The following is a 14032-nucleotide window of genomic DNA, read 5'->3' as shown; positions in this document are numbered from 1 at the left end:
TGTAAAATTTACGAAATAGGTCTAATGTTCCATTTACAGGTGATTTCTTTAAAGTCAAAAAGAAAAGACATGTTTTTTATCATTTCTGGTAAGGAATAATGGAATAGTCATTGCTCCATTCCATTATTCCTTTTACCATTATTTCTTTTAGCATTAATTATTTTACAGGATGATTCATCATGAGATAATAGGTTGACTTCCTAACGAGTATCTCGATTTTCATCATTATTTAGTTTTTTTTCTAATAACAGCTCCAAGTATTATCAATACGGAACCTAATAAAAACTCAATCTGGATGCCAGTTTCACCTGTTTTTGGAAGTTCTTTAACACCCTTATCCTTCTCTTTATGATCTACGTCAATATTACCTAAAGGCACATCTTCGACATCAACATTAAAGAAGAAATCCTCTTCTTTTCCATCTCCATCAATAACCTTTATTACAAACTTATCCTTACCGGTGTATCCTTTTTTAGGAGTATAAATCCACTTACCTTTTTCATCCACTGTTACCTTACCATGCTTAGGTTTCTCAGTAACCTTAGGCTTCCCTTTATCTGGAACAGGAACTTTACCTTCTTTTGGTTCTTCCTTAGGGGTAGTAACCTTCTCTTCAGTCTCAGGCTTCGGAGTCGGTGTCGGTGTTACTGGCTTTGCTGGCTTTGGAGTCGGCGTTGGTGTTACTGGTTTTACTGGCTTCGGTGTTGGTGTTGGAGTTACTGGCTTTGTTGGTTCTGGCGTAGGCGTCGGAGTACCTGTTCCAGGAGAAACAGGAACTTCCGGTATTACCTGTATCTTGTTGTTTTTAACTGTCAGCTCGTATAGAAGCGGGGAAGTTCTATCCAGGACTATCTCAATCGGTTTGCTAATTGACTGATACCCAGCAGGAGATTTTACTTCTTTTAGGGTATAGGTACCAAATACCAAATTTTCAAAGGTAAGATTACCCAATTTATCTGTTTCACCTCTTCCAACAAGCTGACCTTTTGAATCATAAAGTTCAAAACCGACATTCTCTAGGAGTAATCCACTGTCATTGGCATCTACCTTAGTAATTTCAAGAGTTCTATACTTGTTATTGGTGATAGTTTCTGTTACTGTAGCTGCTGCACCTGCCATTAAACTTACTGTAGTGTTAGGATCTACTGGCAACTGATATCCTGTCGGTGGAGTTGTTTCAGCTATTCTATACTCACCTAATAACAGTCCATCGATTTCAGCCTCACCATTTTCATCAGTAGTCAAAGTTCCAACTTTAATACCATCCTTATAAACATCAAACTTTGCTCCTTCTAATGGATTCAGACTATCTTCATCAATCTTTACTATTTTAATAGTTCTAAGCATTTGGTTCGTAATTCCCGGAAGAATATAGTCATAGTCCGTATGATGAGTAATGATAATAGGAGTTTCTCTTAGAGCAGGCTCTGGAAGAAAATATCCTGCTGGAGCTTTTGTTTCCACGAGTCTGTAAACTCCAACTTCCAAATCATGTATTATAAACTCACCAAATTCATCCGTTCTATACGTTCCTCCGATTTGATTATTAGAAGCATCATAAAGTTTAAACTCTGCACCTTCAAGTCCAAGGCTTGGATTTTCTGCACTCACTTTTTTTACTATTACTGATTTTAGTTTCTTATTCACTATGTTATCTACAGTAATGACATAATCCTTTACACCATCCGATGAAATATCGTGTGCTGCATTAACAATAATCACTGTTCTCGGATTTTCAGGTAACTGATATCCCCAAGAAGCTTTTGTTTCAACTAGGCGGTAGGTTCCATTGTCTAATCCTGTAATTAGCAATTTACCATCAGTTCCTGTCGAATAGATTCCACCGATTTGCACTTCAGGAGTAATATCAATTCGATATAACTTAAACTCAGTCCCAGCTAAACCTTTACTGCTATCATCATAATCTACCTTTGTGATATCAAGTGCTAACTGTTTCTCATTGGCAACGGTATAGTTTACTATGTTATCCTTTACCAAATCTTCATAGTCCTTTTCTTTACTAATTGTGACTTTGGTAATACGATTCACTGGTAACTGATAATTTGCTGGTGCTGTAATTTCCTCTAACTCGTAGTCACCATCTTTTAGACCGCCTATGGTTACCATGCCACTGCCATCCGTTGTGTAAACTCCACCCACTTGTGTTCTTACGAGAGGGTCTGAGGATGATATTTGGTATAATCTAAATTCAGCTCCAGAAAGTTTTAAGGCTGAATTATCCATATCTACTTTGGTAATTCTTAATTCTTTTTCTATCTTCTCATTCTTTACTTGAACAGTAAATGTATTATTTTTTATTATAGAACCATTTTTAATTATCATTGGTTGAAGTGTGTCATCAATAAGATATCCTTCTGGAGCCTCTATTTCTTTAAGGTAATAATCTCTATTGATAGGTACAGAGTCATAGATTAACACACCGTTAATAGTTTCCTTCGCTGATTCACCAACAATAATCGGATCGCCATTTAGCAAGTAATATAGTTCAAACTTTGCCGGAGTATCGGTAATTATCCTTCCTGTAGCTAAATCCACCTTTTCTATCCTTATACTTCCTCTAGAGCTGCTACCAGTACCTGTAGCAGAGGAAGATTGAGATATATTGAAAGTCTTTGTTTCATGTGCACCTGAATCGCTAGAAGAAACTTCTGTTCCCTCAAATGTAGCGGCATTAACAATACTTCCTGTCCCTCCGGTTACAACAGTTGAATACTCAATCTGATATTGTTTATGGATGTCTTGATTAAATGTAAGGGTTAGGGTCCAATTTTTAGTGTCTGGATCTTTTACGGCATCTAAGGAATAAGTTGTCGGGCCCTCCACTAGGGCTGGCTCTAGCTTTTTCCCTCCGTTGTTACGGTCAATCTCATATACCTTAAGACTATCGATCACATACGCATGACCACCGCTAATCTTATCCACATACTTAGCATTCTTAACTTCAGAAAGACTCTCATTAAGAACTACTTTCCATTGAATTTCGTCATCCTGATAAGCTGTTGTAATTTTATCATCCACTGTGGTTTTACTTAGGAACTTATCATATTTTGGGTTTGTTACCTTATCACTATAAGAAATCCCTTCAATCGTTGCAGTGTTAGTGTATTCTTGTTTTGATAATCCGACGATCTTAGTTTTATACACGATTCGATGTGGATTATTCCTACCAGTTCCTCCAATTTTCACAGTAAAACCAAGATCATCGGAATCTTTCTCAACCGTATAGTCCGTTCCCTTATTTAGGGTTTTAACATCTTCACGAGTACCATCAGCAATTACCTTATATTGGATTACTTGTATGGAATCTTCGTCAAGTTCCTGACCTTCTGAGAATTTATCAGTAACTACAAGCTCGCTTCCACTTATTGTTCTTCCTTGATGGTTAGCAAGTATCTCCCAACTAATCCATCTATCCTGAAGACTAAAACCTTTACTTTTTTTGTCACCTTGGTTGTGGGTAATATAGCTCACGTCGTAGTAAGCTGTAGATTCAAATGGAGATGTTCTTTTAGTTTTATTCTCCGGGATATAAGTAAAGCTAGCTTTATTATTGTAAACAGCATTTCCACTATTTACTTCTAAAGGATTTGCTATAATTTCAGGATGTTCATTCTTATTAAAGCTTGTTTTATAGTAAATATAATAATCCTGGTCCTTAAGAGTAACACCTGCATTTAATACTAATTTGAAACCATTCTGATAATTCACATCTGTGCCATCAAGGTCACTAATCGTATAATCGGTTCCCAGCGCTAATAAAGATCCGTCTTGCTTTTCAAACCTCAAAGTGTCTTTTAAAAAGTATTGCCCTTTATTAGGGAAGGTATCTTCTATTACTAACGCCGTAATTCCTTCCTTAATAGGTTTGATTTCAAATTTCCAGCTCATAGTCTTCGTTTCATAATTCAGACCATCATAAGTTACCCCGTCAACTTTTTTTGATGATGATAAGCTACCTACTTTTAGTTTCGTAAAGTAATTCTGAATATTTGGAGTAGTATCTTTCTTTATAGGTTCATAATAGCCCCCATAACCACTACCAGGACCGCTTCCAGTGCCAATTCCACCTCCGGTGAGCCATGCTTCATTATTAAATTTTTCACCATAAAGCTCTGGGTCATTAATTTCTGTAACATATTCAATAATTACAACATCACTAATGTTACCAAAATTTATCGTGAATTCCGGATTAGCTGCACTACCAGTGATATCACCATTAGGAGGAGTTACACTGAATTCTGATAAGCTTCTATCGACACCACCTATTCTAATTTTGATACTGTTACGCTTTAAGGTTAATCCTACTGGTAAATTGTCATGTAGTGTAGCACTTGTAATCGTATGTTTTCCTTGATTTGCCACCAATTTCCATGAAATTTCCTTCGTAGTATAGTTAATGGTAGTTCCCGTCGTCTCCTTAGTAAGAAGAGCACCTCTAGTTACCTTGACTGAATTACTTACTGTTTCTTTTATTTCTCCATCCGCAGTCAATTCAGCTTGATTGGTACAAGTGATTTCTGGTGTGTAGTCCGTAGGATAATCAATGTCTGCTTCAAACGTAATCCGATATGCTTTCTTATCAAGATTTCCTAACTGAATAGGAAAAGCTAAGTCGTCATTACCTTCTATTCCGTTAAGCACTTTGATGGTATTCGTTACTTCAGTACCTTTGCTCCAAGTTCCTCCGCTCTTATTAAGCATCCAAACTTTAATTGTACTATTTTTAATTGTCTGATTGATAGCTGTAATCTGAGGATCATCCAACTGTACATTAGTAAGATTCATTTCAGCCTTATTAATATCAATTGTCCATTCTATTATTTTAGAATTAGTACCATCATACTTAATAGCTACTCCAGACTTTTCAATCAAAGATCCTCTGATTAAACTAGGAATTTTCTTAGAATCAGTACCTAATGCTATTGTACCATTCTTTAATTCAGCTTTATTGGTATAACCTTTTTTACCATACTCTGTTATGTTAGTACGATAAGTAATTCGATATGCCTCACTAATCTCACCAAGACTTAATGTAAACTCAGTTGGTGAAATTGAAGTCCCGCTTGCAGCTTGAACTAAATCCGTCACATCCTCACCTATGCCGGTTACTGTTCCATTATAGGAAACCTTAAGTTTATTTACCTTAATTTTATCAGGTATCAAGGATAATCCCTCTGGAATCTGATCAGATAAAAAGGCATCTTGTATTATGTCCAATCTAGTATTGATATCAACTGTCCAATCAACATAAAAAGGATTCTCAAGTTCATGTGTCTCACTCTTGGTTATATGGCTTCCCTTAGTTGAAGGACTTTTTACCGTAATCGGGAAACGAAATGCTTCATAACCAAAATCGATTATTTTAGATGCATCATCACTAAACTTTGTTACATCTATTTTAAAATCGAGGATTATCTCTCCATTTCGATCATCCTCATAGCTTCCGCCTGTCTCTAGTACATCATTAAAGGTTAGAGTAAGAAGATTATTATCTATTAAATACGTTCCAATCTCTAAATTCTCACCATCTATTTCCATCATCATAGGCCCATGGGTACTAGCTACTGGTATGAATATATCCGGTATTGGTATTGTCTTCTGGTCTCCATTCACCAGAGGTGCACCGTTATCAATCTCCCAAGCAAGTGTAAGAGAAATTCTGTTATTTTCTTCAATCTCAATTGGCAGATCCCACGGTATCTCTGTTCCGTTTTTTGTCATAGCAACAGATGTTAATCGAAAGTCTTCTGGCACAGTCGCTGCATTAACTATGCTGGTATTTCCTAATATATTGCTACTAATCATATTAACAACCAACATCAAAACGAATAATAAGCATAGCTTTTTCTTTACATTCTTCAATAAAGCCATTATGTAACCTCCTTTTAATTTTTTGTATAATCAGTCTACATAGATATATTATTTTTAAGCTTAAAAAAACCCTTCTGTGATTTATGGTATAATATCAAACATAAATCATAGAAAGGAGTTATAACAAAATGATCTTATCATTAACAGCTTAAATCCTAAAATATCTTGATTTATTAAGCTACCTCAAAGATTCATTTGTTTACTTTTTTCTGCAGAGGTTTATATTACTAAGAGATAGCCCATATCCATTTATAAAAATCTATTAAACTGACTATTTATGTCCCTTTCTTTATTATATGTTACGTAATTCCTTGTAACATATTTGATGTTAAGTACATCATATAGTAAATTATAGGATCATTAAATGGAACAATTGTTCCAAAATGGTACTAATTTACTAGTTTGGCATTCTAAAAATTAAAAAGAAGTAATAAATGGAAACTATTTCTGACTAAATTAACTTATATCTTTTTAAAAATTCATCAATACTATATTGCTTTAGATTACTACGATATAATAACATCTTAAATTCTTCTATCTCATATAGTATATTTACATCCGTTTGTTTATCTTCCACCATTAGACTATTAAATCCTTTTTTAAAATATTCACTTGCTTCCTCATATTTTCCAAGGTTGTAATAGGCAAAAGATAGATAAAAATACGCATAATATATGTACAAATAAACACTTAAAGAATATAAATATAGCAGAAATTCATTTCCTTTTTGTATTACTAATTCATATTCACCAGAATGATAGGATGTTGAAATTGAGCACACTTTTACTGCTATAATTAAAATATTAAACTTATCAATATTCTCTTTGTTATCAATAATTCTTTCTGCAATCTGTAATGTCTCTTTGGCACTCGTTAAATCATCTATAAATTCGTAACATACCGTTAATAAAGTATATAGGAATAATGCATAATAACTGTTTGAATACTTTGCTTCCATGTCATTCAACAAATTAATAATTTTTTCTTTTCCGTCTATATAATTTCTCTTCTTAAATATGTTAATGAAGAGATAATTGACTTCTATCTCATAAAGCCATGGTTTTGATTTAAAATCCGGATATTGAATAACAGTATTTGTAATCTTCTCAAGTTCAATAAAATCAAACTTCCTACGACAAATATTAAATTGTCTTAGTGCATCACGTACAACGATAGGATTATTACACCCTAGATACTGATAATAATCAAACAAATCAACACCCAATCGCTCACTGATAACGCTAAGGATGTCGACGGATGGTGTACGATCTCCTTTTTCTATAAGGTAAATATACTTTTCCGTGCAAATGCCCTCTGATAACTCCTTTCGGCTTATACCAAGACTTTCACGATATTCTCTTATTAAAATACCAAAATGATTCACTATAATTCCCCCTTAGTATAATTTGTTACTTTGTTGTTTTTGCAACTGAAATATTTTCCAAACCATATTATAATATAACTATAAAAGGAAATAATTGCAAGGAGGAAATATTATGAAAGCTTATGTTAATGAAGATTGTATCGGATGTGGTCTTTGTGCAAATAGTTGCCCTAGTGTGTTTCAAATGACTGAGGAAGGGCTTGCTAAGGCGATAGATGAGGATGTATCAAAAGATCTAGAAGCTGATGTATTAGATGCTGTTGATAATTGTCCAGTTGGAGCAATCAAAACAAATTAAAGGAGGAACATACCATGAGTGTTTATATTAAGAATTTACCACACGAAGAAATATGTAAACTTACTGATGAGGTATCGATCCAACCAGGCCAGATAGTGAGTAAGACTCTTGCTCAAAATTCTGCTATTAGCATTACCTTATTTGGATTTGACAAAGACGAAGAAATCAGTACACATGATTCTAGTGGTGATGCAATGGTAACTGTCCTTGAAGGTGTTGGTCAGTTTACTGTTGATGGTACTATATATATTTTAAATACTGGTGAGAGTCTTATCATGCCAGCCAAAAAGCCACACGCTGTCTATGCGAAAGAAGCTTTTAAAATGCTTTTAAATGTTGTTTTCCCTAATTAGGAAACAACGGATACAGCGTCAGGAAGATATCTATGTGCGGTGCTAATGAAAATATTGCAGACAGAAAATATTGCAAACAATATTTATAATAAGACTACTACCTTTTCATCGGTTACTTATATTTTATCCCTAAAAAGAAGACCTCAAACTCGGGGTCTTCTTTTGTTGCCATTATATGATATAAAATTAACTCAAATTATATTTCAAATTATCTTTAATAAATCACTAAATTTATCTATGTAATAATCCGCTTCTAACATTAATTCTTTTCCTTTTTTATCTTCTTTTTTATCTAAATATTCAGTGAATACAGTTTTCATACCAACTCGTTTTGCCCCGAATAGTTCCTCTGATCCTCCATCCCCAACAAATAAACTATCCTCAGGTTTAACTCCGATACGATTAAGCGCATAATTATAAATTCCACTCTCTGGCTTTAACATACCAACGTTGCAAGAAAATACAGCATAATCGAAAAACTTTGATAACGGGGATTGATTCCAAAACTTACAATCCATACAATCTGCATTACTGATTAGGCATATCTTAATCTCCATCGATTTTAAAGACCTTAAGGTATCAATTATTTCTTCATCCACAGTATCTAAAGCTCTTTTCATTCTATCGTTTCGCCGATTTATTATCTCAGTGATCTGCTCCTCTGTCGCTTCATAAGACATAAGTTCTAAGATTTTTTTCACTATACTAACTTCGTCGTTTACAATGCCTAACGCTCGTTCTTGATAGAGTACATCATTTTCTGCATAACTTTCCCATTCTTCTTTACTAAGCTTAAGAACATCATATTCGTTATTTTCTTCTAGGTAATTTGGTACAATTAGTGTAAAAAACAAGTCAAAGAATATTGCTTTCACCATGGAATATGCCTCTTTTCTTATTCATTTGATTCAATTTCCTCAAATATTTTAACACAAATTCCACTAATCGTATAAATAATAATAGCCGGGCCAATTAAAATAGCAAAAAATATAGTAACCGAGTTAAAGATAGCTAGTAATAGTTCAATCGTAACTATGACTATTAACAGTAATGTTTTTCCGATAAAACGGATTGTAATTTGCCTCGAATTCTTAATATATTGCTTAATCGTATTCTCATACCGTGCTGCTTGTGGATACGCATAAATTACAGAACAAAACAATGCAATACTAGCTAAAATTCCAGTTATTAAAAGTAATACTGGCCCATCTTCATATGAGAAATACACTTCAAAATCAAGATATATGATATAACTACAAACCATAGTAATAAGCCATAGAACAGTTCCTTGCTTCCAATTTTCTTTGAATGCCTGAAAGAATGATTTTGTAATATACCCTTCTTCCTCTTTTGCCATCTTTAATGCAACACTGTAGGCTGCTGTAATAGATGCACCTGCTGTTATAATCGGAATACTGCAAACAATCAGCCAGAAATTTAAGATTAACACATCTAATAAGCGCTGTAAGAATTTATACAATGGACTGTCAACTTGAAATAATTGCATCGTGTTCTCCCTTCGAAAAGTAGCTGCCACAGTAAATGCAGCAGCTACAATTTTTATCTTTTATTTATTTTCTGCAGCATGACGAAGAGTAGCTTCATTCGCACTCCAATCTGCACACTGTTGGAAACCATAATTGTAAGCTTCTGTTTTCATCTGATTAACGATCTCATCAAATTCAGCATCTGTCTTTGCATAGATAGCTTTCCAAGAACCATTCTTAATACATTCTTTTACCTGATTCCATATAGTATCAAGTTCATCGCTTCTTACACTATCAGAATATGTATGCGCCTTTGCTACGGAATAGTTAAATTTAGATAAATACTCTCTAATACTATCGGACTTGGTAGCATCTCTCCAACTCTGATCAACATCAGAAACAGGAAGATTTAAGTAACGTGGCCAATATAAATAATTATATGTCTGACCATTTACACCACCTAGGATTTCTGTGTTCCTATCCCAAGTTAAATTATTGATTTGTTGACATCCATCTTCCCAGTATCCAGTATATGGAGCAGGCATAGTCGTTTTTTGATTAATTCTGCACTGTAAACCAAACTCGGTTAAATCAACAGAACCATCTGGTAAGTACTCCCAACAAATATCTTTTGGACCATATTCAGAGGTTATAAAACCTTCTGGAGTACATAACCAGTTAAGAATCGCCATACAAAGCTCTGGATATTTTGTGTTAGCACCAATTGACCAGATACGATTACCACCATTGGTATTAAGACCATAAACTAAGGTGTCCTGATCTTTTGCTGCTACAGGAAGCATCTTCTTTCCTTCTGCGATGTGTTCATCCGTGTTAAATTGAGGAGCTGCCATCCAACCAAAGATACAGAAGAAAGCGCCACCGTCTTGATAATCTTCCATACATCCTGAATACCCTTGAGTCATGGAGTCTGGATCAAGTAAACCATTTTGGAATAAAGTATTATAGAACTTTAAGCATCTTAAATAATAACCATTGTCAGCTAAACAATCTTGGAATGATCCATCATCTGCATTATAAAATCCGAAATGGAATTCATCAACACCAAAGAAGTTTGTTGCTGTTGCCTTTACGAACATAGCCATATTGCCATCCCAATCTTTAAATAAGGATGCGCCATAGGTTTCTTTACCAGAATCTGAAGTAGGGCATACTTCTTTCATTTTCTTTAATACATCAACATAATCCTCTAATGTATTAATTGCAGGGCTACCAATCTGTTGATATAAATCCCAGCGTAGGTCAGGATGGTAATCGAAGTCACCAAAGTTTCCACCACTTAATGCTACATTATATCCAAAACCATATGTATTTCCGCCTGAGACTTTCTTGTTTTTTTCTAACGCAGCACTCATATTCTTATAAATGGATGGCCCATAGTTTTTCACAAGATCTTCGTCTTCCCAATCAAAAAGCATTCCCTTATCTACTGCCTGTTTGTATTGATCTCCATCATTACCAAATACAACAAGATCTCCCAAATCTCCGGATTCCATACGGGTTGGAAATACACCGTCACCTTCGTTAATAATGTTTAATTTTACATTAAATTTTTCAAGAATTACATCTGCAAACCATCCAATTTGGATTCCCTCATAATTTGCAAGCTGTGAATATACATTTAATGTGAGTGTATCTTTTGGTATAATATCTGACAGATCAGCTGCCTCTGTCAATTCAGGTGTTGGTGTAGCGGTTGCTTCTGGAGCGTCCGTACTCTTTGGTGCTTGTGTTGCTGTTGGAGTGTCTGTAACACTTGGATTTGACGTCGTTTTTGATCCACAACCAATTAAAGAAAATGCCATGGTAGACGCAAGTGCTAACGCTAAAATCTTCCTCAGTTTCATCTTAATTCCTCCTTATTTATCTTATATATACACCTCAAAAAGAACCCTACAAAACTTTTGAGATGTTAACATCATATATTCTCACATCATGATGACGTGAGAAAGCAACTCTTATCCTTTTACAGCACCTAGCATAATGCCTTTTTCAAAGTAACGTTGCATAAAAGGATAGACCAATAGAATTGGTATAATTGTAACCATAGAAATGGTATATTTGATTGTTTTAGCATTCAGTATATTATTTAAAGCAGAACCTGAAACTGAACCCCCGCCGGAACTCATAACACCTTTAAGGTTTGTAGCTGCATTTAAGTAGGAGTATAGTTTATGCTGTAAGGTATGAAGCTGTGGTGCATTTGGCATTAAGATCAGAGAATCCATAAATGAGTTCCAGTTACCAACAGCTCCAAAGATGGCTATTGTTGCTAGTATAGGTTTACTTAGAGGCCATATAATCTTGCGAAATACCGTCATATAACTTGCGCCATCTATCTGGGCACTTTCCTCAAGTTCTGCTGGTATCGATTCTATGTACGTCTTAACCAAGATAATATTATAAGGCGCTACAATCCCCGGAATTATATAAGCTAAGAAGTTATCTGTTAAACCTAGCATCGACATATTGATATACCATGGAATCAAACCTGCATTAAAATACATTGTAACAACAATAAAACGATACCAAATCTTTCTTCCCCACATTTCATTTTTTGTTACCAAATAACCAACAAATCCAGATGCGACAACCATTAATATTGTACCAATTATGGTTCTTGATAAGGTTACTGTTAATGAAGTAATTAAATCATTCACATTCGCTAATGCCAGATAGTTTTTTATATGAAATCCTTGCGGTATGAAGTTAACCGCACCTTTACGAACTAAATCATTATCGCTGACTGTATTAATAAAGATGTAGTAAAAAGGGAAAATACATGCAAAGGTAAATATAAGAAAGAAACTATGATTGATAATTTCAAAAATCAAATCTTTTACAGTCATCTTGAATCTCTTTTTATGTTTCTTTTCATATTCCATCTCTAATTTCATTTCTATCTTTTCTTGCTTTGTTCGTCGTGCCATATTAATTACCAGCCTTTCCATAGCCTGCAAATTTTGGACTGCAGACACAATATTTGCAAAGTAAATTGAAATTCTATTGTGAGTTTTTTTCGTACTATTTATATTATACTGTTGCCACGAATTATTTTTGAGACTTTATTAGCGCCAAATAACAAGATAATACTAACAATGGATTTTGCCATACCAACTACAGTAGCAAGAGGAATCTTACCATTGTTAATACCTAATTTATACACATATAAATCAAGAACTGTAACAGTGTCAGTATTGTAGGCATTCTGAAATACTAAATATTGGTCCATACCATTACTTAATATACCTGCAATCGCCATAACAAGTAGTACTAAGAATGTTGGTAGCAAGGAAGGAACCGTAATATGCCACATCCTTTGAAACCTTCCGGCTCCATCTACCGTAGCTGCCTCAAAAAGTTGCTGATCAATTCCTGAAATCGCAGCAATATATATAATCGCACTCCATCCAAGTCCCTTCCACATTCCCCATGCTAGCATCTTTAACCACATATGATTATTACTCATTAAGTAGTTCACACCATTATCTATAACACCATACTTAATTAAGATAGAACTTAAAAAACCATCTGTAGAAAAGATAGAAAAGGCAACCGCAAATACTAATACCCAGCTAATAAAATTAGGAATGGTTGTAATGGTTTGAATAAATCTTCGTAAACGAAGACTCTTAATCTCACATAAAAATATAGCAAATGCCATAGCGCACCAGCTGGTTGCTAGCCCTAAACCGCTCATAGCCAGAGTGTTTCTTAGAACCCTTACAATATCTCCTCTGGTTGATTTATTTTGAAATAAATATGTAAACCACTTAAATCCAACGAAATTATCCAAAGATAAGGAATCACCTGCTTTGTAATCAAAGAAAGCATAGCGCCATCCAAACAACGGTAAATATGAAAATACAAAGCAAAGAATAAGAAACGGCATTATTAATAGGAATAACTTGTATTTGGTTTCCATTTCGTATTTTTCATTCTTATCTGGTTTTGGTAATAAAATTAATAAGAAGAGTGATGTTAATAAAATAAGTAATGTAAGTACAATAAAAATTAGAAGGGCATTGCTTTCCATCGGCTGAACCTTATCTGGATTGGAGGTACCTTTGATATCAATCTGTGACCACCGAATTCCATAAGCTCCTATTAAAGCAAGTACTGTACCAATAACGCTTAGTATATTACCTTGCTTTTTCATCTTAAGACATCCCGGTGATAAGCAAGCACCTGCTGCACAAATAATAAATCCAATGCAGACTATCATGCTAGAAAGAAATAAAACTTGGGTAGTCATTGTCCCAACCCAGCCCTTACTAAACGCTCTCCCAAAATTCTGGGTTAATCGAGAGTAAAAAAATCCACTGGTGAAAATAGATAAATTTTTACCAATTAATCCACTAATCCGTGAAGGATTAATTGCAGGAATGAATAGAAGAATCACACCTATGAGACTACTGATCCGCTGAATAAAATAAAGACTACTTGTAACTTTTTTTACCTTCATACTATTCTTTCTCCTGTCTGATAACAATTTTTCTGTTGTAAACCCCGCTTAGTTACAGTTATTTCGTACAATGAATAAACAAACTATACACATATAATTTTACACTATACAACATGGAAATAATAGGTTATA

At 34.4% G+C, this 14032-nt stretch carries 9 protein-coding genes; 2 read left to right on the top strand and 7 right to left on the bottom strand.

The window, feature by feature from the left end:
* Positions 1 to 225: 225 nt before the first annotated feature.
* On the bottom strand, positions 226 to 5892 hold the full coding sequence (locus CPHY_RS08090; protein ID WP_012199583.1) for a SpaA isopeptide-forming pilin-related protein: 5667 nt from the start codon (positions 5890 to 5892) through the stop codon (positions 226 to 228).
* Positions 5893 to 6343: 451 nt separating this feature from the next.
* Complete coding sequence (locus tag CPHY_RS08085; protein WP_012199582.1) at positions 6344 to 7276, bottom strand: helix-turn-helix domain-containing protein; 933 nt, start codon at positions 7274 to 7276, stop codon at positions 6344 to 6346.
* Positions 7277 to 7388: 112 nt separating this feature from the next.
* Here CPHY_RS08085 and CPHY_RS08080 point away from each other — a divergent pair, with 112 nt between their 5' ends.
* Positions 7389 to 7574, top strand: a complete 186-nt coding sequence (locus tag CPHY_RS08080) for a ferredoxin (RefSeq protein WP_012199581.1) — start codon at positions 7389 to 7391, stop codon at positions 7572 to 7574.
* Between the two features lie 14 nt (positions 7575 to 7588).
* Positions 7589 to 7927, top strand: a complete 339-nt coding sequence (locus tag CPHY_RS08075; protein WP_012199580.1) for a cupin domain-containing protein — start codon at positions 7589 to 7591, stop codon at positions 7925 to 7927.
* Between the two features lie 203 nt (positions 7928 to 8130).
* Here CPHY_RS08075 and CPHY_RS08070 read toward each other — a convergent pair whose 3' ends face one another.
* From CPHY_RS08070 to CPHY_RS22425, 5 genes are all read right to left on the bottom strand, one after another.
* Positions 8131 to 8805, bottom strand: a complete 675-nt coding sequence (locus CPHY_RS08070; RefSeq protein WP_012199579.1) for an HAD family hydrolase — start codon at positions 8803 to 8805, stop codon at positions 8131 to 8133.
* 17 nt (positions 8806 to 8822) lie between these two features.
* Positions 8823 to 9434, bottom strand: a complete 612-nt coding sequence (locus CPHY_RS08065; protein ID WP_012199578.1) for a YesL family protein — start codon at positions 9432 to 9434, stop codon at positions 8823 to 8825.
* A 60-nt stretch (positions 9435 to 9494) separates the two neighbouring features.
* Entirely contained in the window at positions 9495 to 11282 is a 1788-nt protein-coding gene (locus CPHY_RS08060; RefSeq protein ID WP_012199577.1) for a type 2 periplasmic-binding domain-containing protein, read from the bottom strand.
* Between the two features lie 111 nt (positions 11283 to 11393).
* On the bottom strand, positions 11394 to 12365 hold the full coding sequence (locus CPHY_RS08055; RefSeq protein WP_157668681.1) for a carbohydrate ABC transporter permease: 972 nt from the start codon (positions 12363 to 12365) through the stop codon (positions 11394 to 11396).
* A 98-nt stretch (positions 12366 to 12463) separates the two neighbouring features.
* On the bottom strand, positions 12464 to 13900 hold the full coding sequence (locus tag CPHY_RS22425; RefSeq protein ID WP_012199575.1) for an ABC transporter permease subunit: 1437 nt from the start codon (positions 13898 to 13900) through the stop codon (positions 12464 to 12466).
* Between the last annotated feature and the right edge of the window lie 132 nt (positions 13901 to 14032).

The organism is Lachnoclostridium phytofermentans ISDg (assembly GCF_000018685.1).
In the GTDB taxonomy this organism is placed as follows: domain Bacteria; phylum Bacillota; class Clostridia; order Lachnospirales; family Lachnospiraceae; genus Lachnoclostridium; species Lachnoclostridium phytofermentans.
This window is presented reverse-complemented; position numbering and strand designations above follow the sequence as displayed.